At 34.6% G+C, this 19274-nt stretch carries 19 protein-coding genes; all 19 read right to left on the bottom strand.

Translation table 11 applies throughout. The features are described 5' to 3' along the window. Positions 1-119: 119 nt before the first annotated feature. A complete protein-coding gene (locus Q7P22_RS10905; protein ID WP_113920489.1) occupies positions 120-263 on the bottom strand; it encodes a cyclic lactone autoinducer peptide in 144 nt (47 codons plus the stop codon). 167 nt (positions 264-430) lie between these two features. Beyond that, the gene (locus Q7P22_RS10900) at positions 431-1588 is read right to left on the bottom strand and encodes a sensor histidine kinase (protein WP_303864067.1); all 1158 of its coding nucleotides are present in this window, start codon (positions 1586-1588) and stop codon (positions 431-433) included. Positions 1589-1792: 204 nt separating this feature from the next. After that, entirely contained in the window at positions 1793-2518 is a 726-nt protein-coding gene (locus tag Q7P22_RS10895) for a LytTR family DNA-binding domain-containing protein (RefSeq protein ID WP_303864066.1), read from the bottom strand. Between the two features lie 205 nt (positions 2519-2723). Then, a complete protein-coding gene (gene lpdA, locus Q7P22_RS10890; RefSeq protein WP_303864064.1) occupies positions 2724-4454 on the bottom strand; it encodes a dihydrolipoyl dehydrogenase in 1731 nt (576 codons plus the stop codon). 284 nt (positions 4455-4738) lie between these two features. Beyond that, positions 4739-6076 (bottom strand): dihydrolipoamide acetyltransferase family protein, encoded by a 1338-nt coding sequence (locus tag Q7P22_RS10885; protein ID WP_303864062.1) that lies wholly within the window; start codon positions 6074-6076, stop codon positions 4739-4741. 12 nt (positions 6077-6088) lie between these two features. Beyond that, complete coding sequence (locus Q7P22_RS10880; protein WP_113920494.1) at positions 6089-7078, bottom strand: alpha-ketoacid dehydrogenase subunit beta; 990 nt, start codon at positions 7076-7078, stop codon at positions 6089-6091. Positions 7079-7091: 13 nt separating this feature from the next. Continuing rightward, a complete protein-coding gene (locus tag Q7P22_RS10875; RefSeq protein ID WP_113920495.1) occupies positions 7092-8051 on the bottom strand; it encodes a thiamine pyrophosphate-dependent dehydrogenase E1 component subunit alpha in 960 nt (319 codons plus the stop codon). Between the two features lie 21 nt (positions 8052-8072). After that, a complete protein-coding gene (locus Q7P22_RS10870) occupies positions 8073-9113 on the bottom strand; it encodes a sugar-binding transcriptional regulator (RefSeq protein ID WP_148581879.1) in 1041 nt (346 codons plus the stop codon). A 72-nt stretch (positions 9114-9185) separates the two neighbouring features. Continuing rightward, positions 9186-10481 carry an NAD(P)H-dependent oxidoreductase gene (locus Q7P22_RS10865; RefSeq protein ID WP_113920497.1) on the bottom strand — a complete coding sequence of 432 codons (1296 nt, stop codon included), beginning with the start codon at positions 10479-10481 and terminating at the stop codon, positions 9186-9188. A 311-nt stretch (positions 10482-10792) separates the two neighbouring features. Beyond that, complete coding sequence (rpiB, locus tag Q7P22_RS10860; RefSeq protein ID WP_113920498.1) at positions 10793-11245, bottom strand: ribose 5-phosphate isomerase B; 453 nt, start codon at positions 11243-11245, stop codon at positions 10793-10795. Positions 11246-11292: 47 nt separating this feature from the next. Next, positions 11293-12480: a sn-glycerol-1-phosphate dehydrogenase gene (locus tag Q7P22_RS10855; RefSeq protein WP_113920499.1), complete on the bottom strand. Its 1188-nt coding sequence runs from the start codon at positions 12478-12480 to the stop codon at positions 11293-11295. Between the two features lie 13 nt (positions 12481-12493). After that, positions 12494-13282: an HAD-IIA family hydrolase gene (locus tag Q7P22_RS10850; protein WP_113920500.1), complete on the bottom strand. Its 789-nt coding sequence runs from the start codon at positions 13280-13282 to the stop codon at positions 12494-12496. Between the two features lie 368 nt (positions 13283-13650). Then, entirely contained in the window at positions 13651-14004 is a 354-nt protein-coding gene (locus tag Q7P22_RS10845) for a PTS glucitol/sorbitol transporter subunit IIA (protein WP_303864053.1), read from the bottom strand. A 94-nt stretch (positions 14005-14098) separates the two neighbouring features. Then, entirely contained in the window at positions 14099-15076 is a 978-nt protein-coding gene (locus Q7P22_RS10840; RefSeq protein WP_113920502.1) for a PTS glucitol/sorbitol transporter subunit IIB, read from the bottom strand. Position 15077: 1 nt separating this feature from the next. After that, the gene (locus tag Q7P22_RS10835) at positions 15078-15599 is read right to left on the bottom strand and encodes a PTS glucitol/sorbitol transporter subunit IIC (protein WP_113920503.1); all 522 of its coding nucleotides are present in this window, start codon (positions 15597-15599) and stop codon (positions 15078-15080) included. Positions 15600-15681: 82 nt separating this feature from the next. Continuing rightward, positions 15682-16077: a transcriptional regulator GutM gene (locus Q7P22_RS10830; protein ID WP_303864049.1), complete on the bottom strand. Its 396-nt coding sequence runs from the start codon at positions 16075-16077 to the stop codon at positions 15682-15684. A gap of 4 nt (positions 16078-16081) precedes the next feature. Next, positions 16082-17032: a sugar-binding transcriptional regulator gene (locus Q7P22_RS10825; RefSeq protein WP_303864047.1), complete on the bottom strand. Its 951-nt coding sequence runs from the start codon at positions 17030-17032 to the stop codon at positions 16082-16084. Positions 17033-17808: 776 nt separating this feature from the next. Further along, positions 17809-18006: a hypothetical protein gene (locus Q7P22_RS10820; protein WP_303864045.1), complete on the bottom strand. Its 198-nt coding sequence runs from the start codon at positions 18004-18006 to the stop codon at positions 17809-17811. Positions 18007-18055: 49 nt separating this feature from the next. Then, positions 18056-18808 (bottom strand): hypothetical protein, encoded by a 753-nt coding sequence (locus Q7P22_RS10815; RefSeq protein WP_303864043.1) that lies wholly within the window; start codon positions 18806-18808, stop codon positions 18056-18058. Between the last annotated feature and the right edge of the window lie 466 nt (positions 18809-19274).

Raw genomic sequence — 19274 nt, 5'->3', positions numbered from 1 at the left:
ATTAAGCACCATCAATGTTCCTTGTTCCAGTCCATAGGTGTATAAGTCTTTATCCTCAGAGGGTATTACTCCGTTCTGAATAAATGAATCTGTAATTTTCTCGAATACATTCATTCTCATTAAAATTTGCGGAGCTTTTGGGCACCTTCTGGTAGCTTTGGTTGATGTACAAGAAATATACACGCTGAATTTACATTCATAATCGTGACCGTCAGCGCTAAACTTGCGATCATTCCACTAAACTTCATTGCGATTCTTTTCATATGCGTTCCCTACCGCTCTTTATTTTATTTGGTAATCTTATCCTACTATAAAAATTCAACTTATGCGGAGACTTGTCAAAATTCATATATGTTTTTGTAGTGAATTAAGGTTTTTCTTTTAAAATCTTTAAAAGAGTTTTGCTTCATTAAAAAAAGAGCAGGCTATTTTAACAGCCATTGCTCTCAGATAATTCGATATACATGAATAGTGTTACAGAAAATACTTTCTCGTTATGTGAAATATCTATAGTCCCATTATATTTTGCTAAAACAGTTTTGATGCTTTGTAGACCAATTCCATGATTCGCTTTATCCTCCTTTGTTGTCAGGAACGTATTGTTCTCCTTAGCTATTTTCCCTTCAAACGGATTATCGATATTTAATATAAACCGCCCCCTATCATATTTTATGATAATATTGATATATCTTTCTTCCGTTAACTTGCAGACAGCCGACACTGCATTATCAAGTAAATTTCCTAATATGATTGTCATATCAAAAGAGGGAATATCCATTTCTTCTGGTACATTAAGATCAAGTGCAATTTTTATATTTTTTTGTTCTACTTCTTGAAGTTTAAAATTTAGAATACTGTCTACAATTATGTTTCCTGAATGTGCATGTTCCTTTTTTTCACCAATTGTGTATAGCATTTTAGATATATGGTCAAGTGAATGCTCTATTTCATTATCATGGACTAGCGAATATATTACTGTGAGATGATTTATTAAGTCATGCTTTATTTGTCGTGTTGATTTCAAGGAATTTCTCATAAGATTGAATTGTTCATTGTAATATTCATTTTGCTTGGTGAGTAATGCTGCTTCCATTTTGTTTGATAAAGTCTCCGAAGTTCTATCAAATAAATAGAATGTTGCAAAATTAATTAATAACATGAAAATGATACCTACTATCACTTGTAGTAACATGATATCTTGTGTTTGAAATAAAATTAAAATTATATATAGAGATGATACAGGCATTAATATTATACATACCCAATATGACATCGGAACACTTTCACTATGCTTAACATTTACAAATTTTCCTAAAACTAAAACAACTATATATGTAACCACTTTTAGAACTATTAGGCTATAAGAAATTGAATATTCATTTTCCGAGAAAATTGTGAAACGCATCCCTGACAAAAGTATTATTACAATTATTTCAACACACATGGAAATCAAGTATATATAAGTAACAGCCAAAATCCTTTTTTTTATATTCGCTTTGTAATTAAGAGACAATCCAATAAAAGCACTTATATTGCATATCATCATAACCACAGGTATTTTAATAAATAAATATACAATTGTTATCATTATAAAATATCCAAGATATGATAATAACTCTATCTTTCTGTTAACTTCTTTTCTATTAAAAAAAACACTCATAAATTTGTAAATAATATATGCTCCAAAGATATTAGTGATAATGTATACCAGATTATATAAGCTTATATGCATTTCTTAACATCCTTTTTTAGACTCTTAAAACTGCTATCCTACATAGTCTCTGCATAAATTTCACTCAAATTTTTCATAAATAACTTGTAATTCTCTTATTGCTTTTCTCCTTGGTTGACTTATCGGGAGTTGCATCAAATTCGACATTATAACGGATTCGTATCTAAATGTAATAACATGAGCGTAGCTTACGATATAAGATTTATGAATATGCATAAATCGGTATGTTGAGACTTCTGTTAGCACGTCCCGAAGCTTACCATAAAATAATTCTTCCCCATCAGTAGTAACTATTTTCACTTGTCTACCTATGCTTTCAAAATAAAGGATATTCTTTATGGGTATCTTGTAAGTCTCCTGACCTTTTTTGTAAGTAAATATACCGCCTGATTTTTCATTTAATTTCATTGCAAGCAAAACATCTTTTATAATCTTGCCCTCATCTAGGGGTTTGGGCAAAAAATGCATGGGTCTTACTTCAAATAGCTCTCTATCGTAGCAATCTTTTCCTGATATGTATATAATTTGTATGGTTTGATTATCCATTTCTTCTCGGATTTTCATACCCACCTCTATACCATTTATCCGTTCTAATTCAATATCTAAAAAGATTAGATCAAAACTATGTTCCTTTTCAATGAACTCACATAATTTTTCTCCTGAATAAAAGACTTGAACTTCTACTTTTTCGTTAGTGGTCTTAAAATAAGTTAAGATGATCTTTTCAATTTGTAAACAAATCATTTGCTCGTCGTCACATATTGCAATTTGAAACAAAACGTTCATCCCTCCCCATAAATTCAGGATGTAATGATACTCTGACATATTATTTGCTTAAATTCCTTCTGTTTACATAATATCACAGAATATGGAATAAAAAACAACTTTTGCTTACCTTTATTTTATAATATTTAAAGCAATCACAAGACTATTCTAAAAATCACCAAACAAAAAACGGAGGAATTCTTCCTCCGTTTTTTGTGGGTCATTCTTATCTCTTGGGCAAATGTATTGGCTCTCCTAGTGCACAATGTGCAGCTTCCATAATGGTTTCTGCAATGGTTGGATGAGCGTGGATGGTGTTTACTAGTTCTTCTAGTGTGCCTTCTAATTTCATTACAGCTGCTGCTTCTGCAATGATTTCTGTTGCACTTGCTCCTACAATGTGAACACCTAGGATTTCGCCGTATTTCTTGTCAGCAATGACCTTTACAAAACCTTCTGTTTCGCCCATGGCAAGGGCTTTTCCGCTTGCAGACATAGAGAATTTGCCTACTCGAATATCACCGTATTTTCTTCTTGCTTCTTCTTCTGTCACCCCTACACAGCCGATTTCTGGAATGGTAAAGATGCAAGATGGAACAATATTGTACTTCATCTTCTCTGAGCCACCCATGGCATTTTCTGCTGCTTTAATCCCTTGTGCAGAAGCTACATGAGCTAATTGAAATTTGCCTGTGACATCACCGATTGCATATACATCTTCTACAGATGTCTTTAGATAATCATCAACTTTGACGACTCTGTCTATATCTAAACCTAAATCTTCTAATCCCTCTAAGCAAGTTTTTCTTCCAATAGACACTAAGACTTTATTCGCTTCGATTTCTATGGCTTTGTTCCCACTTACATGAACTGTGTATTTGTCTTCTTTCTTTTCTACTTTTTCCACTTTTGCAGATGTAAGAACCTCTACGCCAGATTTCTGGAAAGATTTCTTTAATGTTTCAGCAATTTCTTTATCTAAGTTTGGAAGTAAATGATCTTGCATTTCTACAATCGTAACCTTGCTTCCAAATGTACTAAAGATCGTCGCAAATTCGCAACCAATCACGCCACCACCAATGACGACTAATTCTTTTGGCACTTCTTGTATATCTAATATTTCCGTACTTGTCATGATGCCAGGTAAATCTAGACCTGGTATTGGTGGAACTAATGGAGTAGAACCTGTAGCGATGATTAATTTACCGTAAGAAATCACTTGACCTTTATCTGCCCCATCAACAATATCTACTGTTTTGTTTTTATTTACATGACCTTTTCCAGAGTAGATTTTGATATTATTTGATTTTAAAATGCCAGTAACGCCACCTACAAGTTGTTTGACAACACTGTTTTTATTTTGAACAACTTGAGCCATATCTACTTGAGGCTCTCCTACCTTTATACCTTTTCGCTCCGCATTTTTCATATTATGAATAATCTCTGCACCTTTGACCATAGTCTTTGTTGGGATGCAACCTACATTTAAACATGTTCCACCTACAGATGTTTTTTCAATTAGGGCAACTTTTGCACCTAGCTGTGCAGCACGAATAGCTGCTACATATCCGCCAGGTCCCCCACCTAATACCACAATATCATAAGTGTTATCAGCTGTTTGAGGTGTTGAAGCTTCTTCTTTAGCAGGAGCTATTTCTTGAATTGGGGCTGCTTCTGGTGCTGGAACTTGTGAACCTGTAGCATTAGGGATCACTTCCCCTTCCCCACCAATATATCCAATAACCGTAAATATGGGTAAAACGTCTCCTTCTTTAGCTAAAATTTTAAGAAGAGTACCTGATACTTCTGCTTCTACTTCCATATTGACCTTATCCGTCAAGATTTCTAGTAAAGGCTCTCCTGTTTCAATCTGGTCTCCTTCTTCTTTCAGCCATTTAATGACTGTACCTTCTTCCATATCCATGCCAGCTTTTGGCATAATCACTTCTGTTGCCATTTGACACCTCCGTGTTTTTAAGGTGGTAAGGTGGTCAGCTTTAAGGTGGTCAGCAAAACCTAAGCTCGCCTTTCTCTTAGGCGAGGTAAGCGCTACTGGGGTCTTCTTTTAGGGTCTAAGATCCTTCGCTTTGCTCAGGATGACTGGGCAGTAGCGAGGGTCTAAAAACAGCCACTAGCTACTAGCATTCAATACTTTGTTAATTGCAATAGCATTATGCTTTTGCTGACCACCTGACCACCCGACTACCTGACCACCTTTCAATACTAGTATTGCCTTACAAATTACAACAACAACAAATTCGGATCCTCTAGCAAATCCTTCAAGTATTGCAAGAACTGCGCTCCTACTAATCCGTCCATTACTCTGTGGTCTAGGGTAATGCTCATGTTCATTACTTCTCTTATTTGAGGAGCATCATTTATAATTCTCATTCTCTTAACTGTTACCCCTACGCTTAAGATGGCGCTATTGGGTTGGTTGATGATGGAATTAAAGCTAATGGTGTCGTACATTCCTAAATTGCTGATAGTAAAAGTGCTTCCGCTTAATTCATCTGGAGTAATCTTGCTAGACAGGGTTCTTTTTACGATATCTGTTCTACTAGACACAATCTCTTTTAAAGTCATTTTATTTGTTCCCTTTATCACTGGAACAAGCAGTCCATTTTCTAAGCCTACTGCTATACCCATATTTACATAGTCATTGACTCGAATTCCTTCCTCTACAAGAGTAGAGTTGACTATTGGATATTTCATTAAGGCTTTTGAAGTAGCCATAATAAGCAAATCTGTTACAGTAATTTTCTTATCTATTTCTTTTTGGATAATTGGTTTTAGCTTAGCTCTTAGGGCATTGATATGCGTCATATCTACTTCAGTTTGAAGGGTTACAGGAGCACTCTTTTCTAGGCTTTCTTTCATCCTTTGAGCGATGATTTTTCGAAGCCCAACCATAGGAATGATATTAGAAGCTTTTTCTTCTGCTTTAGAAGGTGCTAAAACTTTCTTTTGCCCTGTTGCTTCTGTAGGAGCAAGACTAAGATCGTCTTTTGTAATCTTTCCGCCAACGCCAGTACCTTTTATTGTAGATAAATCGATATTTTCCACTTCTGCCATTTTAGTAGCAAGTGGTGTTGCTTTGATGATATCAAATTCTTCTACATCTACCTTTTGAACTCTGCCAAAAGGTCCACTTCCTGGTATGTCTTCTACAAGAAGGTTTCTATCTTTTGCAATTTTTCGAGCAGCAGGTGTGGCACGAACTTTGCCTACAGGAATTGAAGAATTCGATGTGGCTTTTTCTTCTTTAACAGTTTCTTCAATGGTTTCTACCTCTTTTACTTCCATGCTTGGTGTTGCCTCACCTGATGGCGCTTTTTCACCAGCTTCACCGATATATCCGATTACTGTAAATACTGGAAGAACATCTCCCTCATTCGCGCGAATATCGATTAAAGTACCAGACACCTCTGCTTCTACTTCCATATTTACTTTGTCTGTGAGGATTTCTAATAGTGGTTCACCAGTCTCTACAGTTTCACCTACGTTTTTTAGCCACTTAATGACTGTTCCTTCTTCCATATCCATGCCTGCTTTAGGCATAATGATTTCCGTTGCCATTTTGACACCTCCCTATCGATTCATTACTTTATAGATTGCTTCTTTAATTTCATCTTTCTTTGGTACAACAGCTGCTTCTAAATTTCTATTGTATGGAGTTGGTACGTCTAAGCCGCCTAATCTCATAACTGGAGCATCTAAATAGTCAAAAGCTTCACTTTCAGCGATTCTTGCAGCAATTTCTCCACCAACGCCACCAGTCTTGCAAGCTTCATGAACGACAATAGCCCTACCTGTTTTCTTTACAGATTCTATTATGGTATCTATGTCCATAGGATATAAAGTAATTGGATCTACTACTTCTACGCTGATGCCTTCTTTTTCTACTTCTTCAGCAATATCTAATACCTTTTGTAAAGTAGTACCCCAAGAAACGATTGTTACATCCCTACCTTCTCTTTTTACAAAAGATTTTCCAATAGGAACGATATAATCTTCATCTACTGGCACTTCTCCCTTTACTTTGTATAAGAGCTTATGTTCAACAAAACAAACTGGATTATCATCACGAATAGCTGCTTTCATAAGGCCTTTTGCCTCTGCAGGAGTAGAAGGAGTTACCACCTTAAGCCCTGGTACATGACATAACCAAGCCTCTAAACTTTGGGTATGTTGAGCAGCTGCCCCTGTACCTGAACCAGAAGGAAGTCTTAATACCATAGGAACTTTTGCTTTTCCACCGAACATGTATCTCATCTTTGCCGCTTGATTAACTAACGCATCCATACCAATAGTAATAAAATCCATAAACATCATTTCTGTAATAGGTCTTAATCCTGTTGCTGCTGCCCCAGCTGCTGCTCCTACGATAACTGCTTCAGATATTGGCGTATCTCTTACTCTTTCTTCTCCAAATTCTTCAAGCATGCCAACAGATACACCAAAAGCTCCTCCGTAAAGACCTACATCTTCTCCGAAGAATATAACATTTTCATCTCGTCTCATTTCTTCGCTCATACCTAAACGGATGGCGTCCTTATAAGTCATTTCTTTCATTTCCATATTTATATCCTCCCTATGCGTATACATCTTCTAATACCGTTTCAATTGCTGGTTCAGGTGAATTTATAGCAAATTCTACAGAATCATCTAAGGCCTTTTGGGCTCTCGCTTCTATTTCATCTGCTTCTGTTTCGGTAACGATATTGTTTTCGATCATATACTTTCTAAGTCTTTTTATTGGATCTTTTTGTTTCCATTCGTTTACTTCTTCTTTCGTACGGTAAGCCTGAGCATCGCTCTTAGAGTGTCCTAACCATCTGTAGGTTTTACTTTCTATTAATACTGGTCCTCTTCCGCTTCTACAGTATTCAGTAGCTTTTTGCACTGTTTCATATACTTCTATAGCATCATTGCCATCTACGATAATTCCTGGCATTCCATAAGATTTTGCTCTTTCAGCAATGTCTTTAATATTCATATGTTTTTCAATTGGTGTAGACATGCCATATAGATTGTTTTCTACAAAGAAAATCACTGGAAGTTTCCAGACAGATGCTAAATTTAAAGATTCGTGAAAACTTCCTTCATTTGTTGCACCATCTCCACTAAAACAAAGGACGACCTTTCCAGTTTTCTTATATTGTTGTGTAAGAGCAGCACCTACAGAAATACTGTATCCCCCACCTACGATACCATTTGCACCTAGATTACCGTTTTCAACATCGGCAATATGCATAGAGCCGCCCTTTCCTTTACAATAACCTGTTGCTTTTCCTAATAATTCTGCTTGTATTCTATTTAAATCTAGACCAAATCCAATTACTTGTGAATGTCCTCTATGAGTTGCAGAAACTAAGTCTCCTTTTTCTAAAGCCATACAAGATGCTACACCAGATGCTTCTTCTCCTACGGATAAATGTGTCGTACCGTGTACCATACCTCTTGAGAAAAACCATGCAACTTTTTCTTCAAATAGCCTAGCCTCATTCATTCTTAAATACATTTCTACTAAAGTTTCTTTCGTTATAGCCATTTTTTTACCTCCCGGTATTTATTATTTTTTCATTAATGCAGTGGCCGTTTCACTATCTGTAACGAGTACATCTACAAAACCACCTCTAATGCCACCAAAAATTGCATCTACTTTTTCTTTTGTCCCAGATACGCAGATTTTTAAAGGTATCTCCTTTAAAGGCTCTAATTCAGGACATAGCAATCTATCATAAAAAGGCGCTTCGATGATATTTCCATCTATGTCAAAATACCTAAAAACAAAATTTCCAACGGCTTTTTTTTCTAATAGATACTGTAAATCCTCTTCTGTTAGCGCTCCTTCTACAAAAGGTGAAATGTTATTACCTAAGCTTCCAATGCTGACTATTGCAATGGTACAGGTTTTTGCCATATTAAAAATATTACTTATAGTTGATTCATGAAGTAAAACTTGTTTTGTCGCAATATTGTCTACAACAAGAGGATTATTCATTAAATAAGGCTTTGCTCCTAATTTTAATGAGATTTCTCGAGTAATTTCGCCTGATTGTTTAGAAAGCTCTCCATTAAAAAAGTGCCCATATGGAAAAACCCCTCCTGCCAATTGAACCATAGATAGATTTAAATTAGATCTTTCCTTTACAATGTGTTGGGATACATAGGTCAAGGTTCGGCCCCAAGCGATGCCAATAATATCATCGTGTTTGAGAATCCGGTCAAGATACTCCGCACCTGCTCGTCCAATATTATCTAAGGTCATATGATTGTTCTCTTCTGTAGAAACCACTACTACTTCCTTTAGATTAAACTTTTCTTCAAGCCCTTGTTCTAAAGCCAAATAAGAGTCTAAAGAATCATCAATATGAATGGTTACAATGCCTTCAGGAATCAATCTTTGAATTAATCTACTGATCTTTTGCCTCGATAAGGACATCCTCTTAGCGATTTCCTCTTGAGTTAGCCCGTCATTGTAATAGTATTTTGCTATTTTAATTAATTGTCTTTTTACATCGTCTTTCAATACAACACCTCTGTCGAGCATATGCCCATTAATTGAGATTTTGTGCACATTTATAATATCATTATTATTTTTCCATTTCAATAAATTTATGAGAATAATTTCATGTTATATAAGAAAAGCTCCTAGAGCGTTCTAGAAGCCTCGACATTTAAATTAACCGATGATTGTCTCTTGTAATTCTCTTAATTTGTAGATTAAGGTAGATTTATCTAATTCGATGTCGTCATAAGTAATTACTTCGCCTGGTTTTTTTGGTGTCAATAATTTTGTCTTCTTTGTGATTAACCCTAGTGGTACAGCTTTTTCTGCTTTTGCTATATCATATTTTTCAAAGGAACCATATACTGTGTATCCACCAATGCCGTCTAGCATATCTCCAGCTTGTAAGTCTTTTTTAGCTAATGTGATTGTTTCAGCACTTGGCGCTCCTGGTAATGGAACAATACTTGGTTCATTGTAAATTACTGCTCTTGCGGCAGTTAAAGGAGTTTCTAAACTGCATAAGTGATATGGTCTAAACAATACGTAATTTGGTCCTGAACCCATGCTTAAGTATTGCATTTCGTGGTGAATTTGTGGAAGATCAGTAGTGATGATTACGAATACGCCTGGTGCAACCCCGTTTACGTAATCGACGATCTTAGTGTTATTTAGGATTCCACCATTTTCTTTTAATTGGAAAAGACCAGGTAATTCATTTACAGAAGCACAAACCGCATGTCCTCCTCTTACATCAGGTAAAAAACCAGTTGCATTTGCCATTGCAGTCATTTCTACCATTGTCTTTGTTCCGTCTTTAAATGCTGTTAACATTTTTGGGCTAACGCCTGATTTTATAGCTTGTTCATAAACTGTATCTGGATTGCATCCTAATACTACTGGATTGTTTTTTCCTTTACCAATAGCTACAATATCCATTCCCATTGCATCTGCAAAATCGTAAATTTCTTTTACAGCGCCTGGTTCATCACCTGCAGAACCTGAGTAAATAACGCCTGCATTGTCTGCTAATTTCTTAAGGATTGGTCCAATAACTACGTCCGTTTCTACGTTTAACATGACGATGTGCTTTTTATTCATAATAGAATCGATTGCTACTTTTGCTCCAACATCAGGTACACCTGTTGCATCAACCACTACATCTACTAAGTTACATTGTGCAGGAATATCAGAATCAGGGCATGCTACGAATTTTCCTTGCTCTATAGCTACATTGATTTCAGATAGTGTAGAGGATACGACAATATCTTCTTTTCTTATTCCAGCTAATGTATAAGCTTCTACTGCGTTGTCTACGTTAACGTCAACCACGATGGCTGGTGTCATACCTTTCATGCTCATTACTTGGCTTACCATACCTTTTCCCATTTGACCTGCACCAACAAGACCTAATTTAATGATTTTTCCGTTTTCTTGTAATTGTTTTAATTTTGTGTTTAAGTTTAACATTGTGCGCCTCCGTTTATATTAAAATTTTAAAATTGGGCATTTGCTCATGTGTTGTTATTTTGCTCATACTTATATTAACACGACCGTTTCTTTTTTGCAATGGTTTACTTCTATTATTTAAAATTTAACAGGATCAGGTGGTCAGGTGGTCAGGTGGTCAGGAAAACCAAACTCGCCTTAAGGCGAGGGGGTTTTCCTTTCAGCTTTCAGCTTTTAAGATTTCCCCGTCCTACCGTCCAACCTTTCCGTAGATAGAAAAACCCCCCTAAAATCTCTATTTCGATTTCAGAGGGTTTTTCTAGCTTAGAAACTTATGCATTTCTGTATTTATTTTCGATTTCGATCATTTTCTCTACTTTTGGAGTGGAGCTACCATCTACGAATTGAGATTCTAACCAAGCGTTGATTACTGTTTTTGCGCTTTCTGGTCCAATTACTCTTTGACCCATAGTGATGATTTGGCAATTATTGCTCTTTATCGATCTTTCTGCTGAAAACACATCATGAGCTACTGTAGCACGGATGCCTGGGATTTTGTTTGCTGTAATAGCCATACCAATTCCAGTACCACAAACGATGATTCCTCTTTCGTTTTTACCTTCTGCTATAGAATTCGCTACTTTTTCTGCAATCAAAGGATACAGTACGCTTTCTCCTTTTTCTAGACCAAAGTCTTCTACTTCGTGTCCTTTGGATTGTACAAATTCCTTTAATATATTTTTTAATTCAACTCCTGCTTCATCGCAACCAATTGCTATTTTCATAATATATCCTCCTAATTTTATTCTTACTTTTATCTCTTAATAAACAATTACATATTAAAATGATTTAAGACATAATCTGCTGCTTCGTCTAATAGGTTTAGACGATCTAAAAGCATAAATACCGTGTAGCGTTGTCTAATATAACCAGCCTTAAGGACAATCTCTCTAAGTAAATCTCCATCTAAATCATAATCTCTAGGATCCGTTGATAATTTAATTGTCTTAAGCAGTCCTTCTACTTCTTCAATGGTTGGCAAATACCTTCTAACATCTTTTTCTACTTCTTTGTAATTTTCAACTTGTTTAAAAGCATCATGTTTAAATAAAAATTCATATAATACTGTAGCAATTAATGTACCGATTGCAACGGTCCTTCCATGAGATGGAGGTAATTCACCTTTCTCAATTGCTCTCATAACCATGTAGTGAGATACTAAATGTTCTGAACCAGATGCTGGTCTTGTATCATCTACAAGAGACATACATACACCTGAGAGCACTAGTGCATCTACAAGATTTTTAATAGCTTCTGTATCTCTTTCTGCGATTTTTTCTGCGTTTTCAATACAAATATTAGTAGATTCTTCTACTAACGCTACTGTTTTGTCACACCAGTATTCATCGTTAATGTGTTTTGATAAAATCCAATCTGCTAAAGCTGTTTTTTTTCCGATGCTATCTCCAAAACCTGCTTGGATTAAATCGTATGGAGCTTCTTTGATGACGTCAACTTTTCCGTATATTGCTGTTACTGTTCCATTTTTTATTGTCTTTTTAACGCCATTATATACCATGGATGAACCAGACGCTGCGTATCCATCCATCGAAGGTGCTGTGGCAATTGTAATCACAGGAATTTTCACTCTATTGGCTACAAGGCGGTTAATATCGTTGATGGTACCTGAACCTACAGAGATAATACCTGCAATATCTCGATCTGTAGTCATTAGAACTTTACCTACTGCTTTTTCATCTGGAATTAACTTTTTATCTTCAAATTCTAAAAGAGAAACATCGTAGTCTGTTGCCTGCATAATTTCGTAAATTCTTTGGTTTAAATCATGAGTATGTTTATCTGCAACGATTAAGATATTTTTTCCTTGAATATGTTTTTTACTAATTTCTAAAATATCTTCTTCCTTAAAATCAAAACTTATATCTTTGATTGGAACCCTATGTGTTCTTCCACAAGCGCACTCTATATCCTTATTTAATAATTCACTGTAATCCGTCATCTTTTCGTCTCCTTTATAATTGATTTATAATGTACTTTACAGAATCAAATATATGATTTGCATTGATCGGTGATTTTTCATAGTCTTCCATAGAGGTTTCTCCTGATAATACTAAAATCGATTGAATTCCTAAGTCTTCACCCATTTTTATATCCGTATATAGACGATCACCAACCATAGCTAATTCACTTTTATCAAAATTGTATATATCTACAATGGAATCTAGCATAGGTTGATTTGGTTTTCCAATAACGATAGGCTCTTTTCCAGTAGACGCTTTAATAAACGCAATCATTGCTCCTACATCAGGCATTACTTTCTCATCTGCAAGAGGACAATTAAAATCAGGATGAGTTGCAAAATAAGGTACTTCTCTTACATAATCACATGCTGCCCATAATTTATCATAGGTTAATGTCGTATCAAAGCCTAATACAACACAGTCTACCTCTGCATTTTTCTCGGATACTACTTCAAATCCTGCCTTTACAAAAGAACGAATAAGGGCTTCTGTACCAAGTAAAAAGATTTTCTTAAAATTTGTATTCTTCTTCAAGTAATAAATCGTAGCATCTCCGGAAGAGAAAACATCGTCTTCTTCAGCGGATATCCCTAGTCCATTTAATTTATCTACATAAGCTTGCTTATCCTTAGAAGAGTTATTTGTCAAAAATAAATACTTCTTTCCATTATCCCTTAATGCTTGTAAAAACTCTTTTGCTCCATCAATCAATTGATCTCCTAAATAAATAGTACCATCCATGTCGAGCAAATAACAATTAATGTCCTTAATAGAATTCATATATCCTCCTAAAATGTGTGTATTTAATATGTGGTTTTATGCTGGGATAAAATAAAACAAAGCACAAATAGCAATTCATTGTGATGAATTTACTACTGTGCTTTCTCCCATTCTCTGCAACTATTAACTTAAGCTTATTTTAGCATGTATAAATAATAGAGTCAATAGATTTGAAAGAAAATTCATCATATGAAATAAATTTAATCTTTAATTAGTATTGTTTATAAGATTGTATTTGTGTAATGAAAAAGGTACCTTATTCAATAGCAATAAAAAATAGTTATATCAATGAATTTTTGAAAAAAACTATTTCAATTGTATGTAATGAACGAAAGTACCCCATCTATTCTGTAATTAGTATTTACATTTTATTGAATTGTTATATATTTACCTACCTCAAATGTAGGATTTTTTTCGCCTTTTAAGTGGATGGTTCCTGGTAGTGATGGAGTATCTGCGCCATCAAATTTTAAACTGCAATGTCCCATTTTTTTTAGTGTATGGAGAGCTTCGTCTCCTACTGCTGTTACTACGTATTCTTCATCACATATTGTCACTTGATCTCCTACTGCCACGTCTCCTGTCAATTCACTAATTTCGTGTAATACTGAAATTTCTGCTAATTCTGTTGGTGCATTGTCATTAAATAATATAATCATGTTCTCACTTAAAAAATCTAAAGCGATATCACCTATGCCTGTAATTTTTACATTGTATTTCATTTTTTCCTCCTAGATATTTGCTATATTAATTAATAATAAGGCTATAGAGCTCCCTTTAAAAGAAACTCTATAGCTAATTTAAAATGAACTATGCTTAGAATAATCCAAAACTTGCAAAGTAAGCAATTACTACTGCCAATGGTCCTGTGATTACTCTAGAGAATAATATTGCAGGAACACCAATTTCAACTGTTTCTGGCTCAGCATCCCCAAGACTTAAACCTACTGGTATAAAGTCACAACCTACTTGTGGGTTGATAGCAAACAATGCTGGTAATGCGTAGCTTGGTGGGATATTTCCTTTACCGATTTCAACACCAACAAATACTCCTACTACTTGAGCAATTACCGCACCAGGTCCTAGTATTGGTGACAAGAAAGGCAATGCACAGACAATACATATTATTAGTAATCCTGGTAATGAACTAGCAATTGGTGCTAAGAAATTTGCGATTACATTTCCTAAGCCTGAAGCATTGATAATACCTACAAGCATGGATACAAAAGCCATAAATGGCAAGATATTATTCATAACCATTTGAATTGTTTGACGACCTGCAGCAAAGAACTTACCTGTTACACCACCAATAGCTTTACCCATTCTTGCAATAGCATTTCCTTTTTTCTCTGATTGATCATTTTTTGGTGCTGCTTTTGGCTCTTCTTTTGAAGCAGGAGTCTTTTGTGCCACTACAGCATCTCCATCAGCTAAAGCTACATTTTCTACTTTTACCCCTGATACATAAATTTCTGGTTGAATATATTGAGCAAGAGGACCAGATTGACCTACTGGAGTAAGGTTCACAGTGAAAACACCTTTTTTAGGATATACTCCACATCGAGCTGTACCGCCACAATCTACTACGGCTACAAAAATCTCTTCGTCTGGCACGCTAGTAGCGAAGCCATCGACGGTTGTACAACCTGATAACTCAGCAATTTTTTTAGATACTGGATCAATTCCACCACCTGTTACAGATACTACCTTGTTTTTCTTTTCATCTGGTTTAATAATTAAGGGACCTCCCCAGCCACCTTTACCTTTTTCTATTTTAATAGCGTTATAAGTCATATTATTCAACCCCTTTTTTAGACATCATATTGAAGATTCTCTCAGTAACCATTCCACGGATAAAGATGACCACTACACCTACTAAAAAGTACCGAACTGCTAGTTCAGTAGTAGACAGACCTAATTGTTCAACACCTTGAGATATTCCTAACCAAACGAATAATTCTGCACCATTAGCATGTGGGAATAATCCTGTTATCGGATGACAAAATGAAATACATGCATCAAAGAAAGGTACTTTTAATTTTTCAGGTAAGAATTTTCCGAATGAATATGCCATTGGGTTTGTTAAGAAAAACATAGCAAGTATTGGGAATATGGTGTATCTTGTGATTGAATATTTTGTAAACTTCAATGCAAAATTTTGCACCTTGTCTTCACCAATAAGCATAATAAGTGAATTTACGAATGTTATAAGTACAATAAGTGTAGGAAGGATGCCTGTTACCATTCCCATGAAACTTTCCCCACCAGCGTTAAATAACCCGATGAAGCCTTCTGCTGCTCTAGATAAAAACTCCATAAAACTCTCCCCTTTGTTTTTTAATATATATACAAAGAATAAAATAAATCTATTCTTTATTATATCTATATGAAGATTTTTTTTATTCAGAATCCTTGTCTTCATAATCTTGTGAAATGCTCTTATTCATAGCTTCTATTCCCTTACTTATAGCCTTGACCATTTGCTTATCTTTCACTGCATGAAGCCATTGATCGCTTTCAAAGATATTTTTGCCTATTAAATCATCAACTCTTCTAAATCGATGAAATACAGTAATACCTGTCATAGATTTCGCTTCATTGATGAATCCATCGTCATCAACTGCCATTAAGACAATACTGCCAGCCTTAATTTTTCCTCTTGTCTGACCTATAAAGAGATTTCCCTTCTTTCGAATCTTAGATACATTGTCTCGGTAGTCTTTTACCTGAAAGTAAGTTAAAAGTCCTTGAATAACAATTGCTCCTACAATAATCAATCCATATTTAAAATACATATCGTCACCCTTCTATGAGAAGTTTTGCTGTCTCAATATCAGTAATCAACACATCAGCTAAACGGGCCTTGAGTACACTTTTAATAGCCTTTACCTTGCCTTCATATCCAGCTACGACAACTTTTAGCGGTGTGTTACGCAAATCTTCAAGCTCAATGCCTATAACTCTCTTATTTGATTCAAAAACATCTCCAGAACCAGACTCATCGATGAAGATATTGCAAATGTCAGCTACAGCTCCTAAACTTTCCATATCTACCATCTCGTTTTCAGAGAGATACTCTGCTGTGATGGAAACCGTTGATTTTGAATTAGATGAGCCTACGCCAAAGATAGCTACATCTAATTTTTTGGTCAAAGATAAAACGGATTTAATACCTGGATCTTCTATAAATGTGTTCCTACTTTCTGCTTTTTCAACCATTGCTGGTGCATATAATATCTTATAATTCCCTTTAAAGGCTTTTGCCATATGTAGTGCTACATTGTTTGAATGAATTTCGGCATTGATCTGACCATTGCCGCCTGCCATGGGAACAAAGGTTAAATTATTGTTGCGATTGATTTCAACATAATTTGGTATTGCCGCTAGTGTAGTCCCATTACTTACTCCAATTATGGAGTTTGGTGTCAAAACCCTTTGTAGATACTTTGCTGCTTCTCGAGCGATGCTTTTCTTGATTTCCATCTCAGATTCGCTATTAGAATCGCAAATAATTACTTCTAGTAAATCGTATTCATCTTCAAGATCTTTTTCAATATTGATCAATTTCTTTGAATATTGATCTCTTACAGTAATTTGGACAATACCCATTTCAACAGCTATCTTTAATAGTCTTGAAACCGTCGCTTTTGATATACCAAGTTTTTGACCAATTTCGTCTTGTTTCATATTTTCTTCATGATACATTTTTGCGCATCTGACAATTAGTCTTACATCTTTATTAGAGGACATATAAACCATCCTTGAAATTTATTTCTTGCTTCGATTTTTATTTCGTGAACTCATTATATTTACAATGTAATCGTTTGTCAATGAATTTTTCGACAAATTTCACAGAATTTTTTTAATCTATACGAAGCTCAAAAATGAATTTTTTATAATTCTATGCACTCTGAAATTTATTTCATAGTTTAATATTCATTTCATGAACTCATTATATTCTGAGTGTAATCGTTTGTCAATGATTATTTTTCTAAAAAGTTTAAACTTTGACATTTTTATAACTTTTCATTTCTAGATGTCGTTTGACAATAGTTGAACATTAATCAAGAAAGTGCCTGTGGTGCTTTAATCGCTAGTCATTAGTCTTTAGTCACTAGCATTTGGGTATTCCTTTTGGGTCAAGATCTTTCGCTTGCGCTCAAGATAATCAGGTGAAAAGAATTGTTACCACCAGCCATTAGAGCTCTAGCACCTTCGGTGGCTTTTAGGTTTTGCTTACCACCTTTATGCTGATCATCTTAATAAAAAAAACCTATAGCCAGATACAATATCTAAGCTACAGGTTTCATTGTTATTTAATTGTTATTTAATTTCTACTTCATTGTTATTATATTCTCATATCACCGAGGAAAATCTTCGTTTAAAACGAGTTTCTTTTTTGGGAATTAATTTATTTGACTATTTGTATCGTTTTCTTTCACATTTGTACAATAATTCATAATGAAATCTTATCTCTTATTGCCTCTTACATCAAAAATAAGAAGGTAAAACAAAATATCCACATTTTATCCTTTATCTTCCCTTTTATCTTCCTCACTAAAATAGCGCAAAACGCTACCAAATAGAAGGCCCAATCCTAAAGTAAGAGATTTAAATTTTAGTGATTCAGAAGAATCAGAAAAAATATTTGTGTACAAAATTATTGTAATCATAATAATAAAAACGATTACTATTTCCATACGCTCCTTCTGTTTTTTTGACATGTGCTTCACCCTTTAATATTATATTTCATTCTTTTTTACTTTCAAATTTTTAATAACCTAAGAAGGCTTTTAAATTTACATCATTGAAAGAATCCGTCTTACTTATTTTCCTATATTTAGTGTCAAGAGAGTAAGTATGAGTCCCTTCTCTACCATACTGATTCGTATATCCATAAATATCCCTACGGAGATAGAAGGCTTTTGAAGACCTTAAATCAGGTTTCTCATAAGCTGCTTTTACTAAACCAGCTGCGGTTAAGGTATAACCCACAATCTTCAACGCTTTTACTTGAGCAATAATTGTACTAATTGCCAAGTCCTTAATAGCCTTTTCAAACGCAATTGTCGTGGTGAATGTTCGAATTTTTTGCCAAGCGGGGACAAGTGCAAAGGGAGTAATTGATTCATTTAAGACATCAGATTCAGTTTCAGAGATAGTTGTTTCTATTTTATTACCGTTTTCTATAACATAACTGTATCTACTATCACTTATCGAGATATTTCCTTGATTGTCTGATACTGTAACAATATTATAATCAGTAAATTTTTCAGTGGTAACAGTTAATGTTAGATTAGGATCTATTGATATTACTTCAGAAGAAATATCAATAGCATTTTCACAATCACTATTTAACGTTACAGATGAATCAATTTTATCAACTGATTGATTTGTTAAGTCGTCATTTCGACTCATAGCGTAATCATTAGAAGTTGCTTGCATTGACTCCATTGCAAAGGCAGTTGTTCCCACACTGAGTACCATAGAAATCACTAAAACAAATGATGTTATTCTTTTAATCATAATTTTCTCTCCATTCTAAATTTAAATTTACTTCTTAAGTTAGGCATAAAACGATACAACATCAACAGTTAATATAAATTATGTACCTTGTTTAACTTTCTAAAATCATCAAAATCACCTCTATATCTAAATTTACAATACAATCTTATTATAATGTTATTGTATTTCATTATTATATTCTGGATTCTCACCTAGTCATAACAGGGTAAGCGGTGTGATTCTTAAACCTATGTAGAGTTTGTTCTATTTCTCAATAACCTCACCATTACGTACTTCTCTCCCTAAACTCTCAAAACATTCTATGACATCAAGTTTATCGATGGCTCCCTGAATAGTATAGTTTTAAGTAGGTTATAATTCTATATCTAATTTTTGATGTAAACACAAAATCGAATCGTTATCTTGAAAAACTAAATAACTCAAACTTCGCACATCTAAAATTACATTAAATTATTGAAACAGGACA

Source organism: Alkalibaculum bacchi, from assembly GCF_937875145.1.
Classification (GTDB): Bacteria; Bacillota; Clostridia; order Eubacteriales; family Alkalibacteraceae; genus Alkalibaculum; species Alkalibaculum bacchi_A.
The sequence above is the reverse complement of the archived record's forward strand: the minus strand, read 5'-3'. Positions and strand labels throughout refer to the sequence as shown.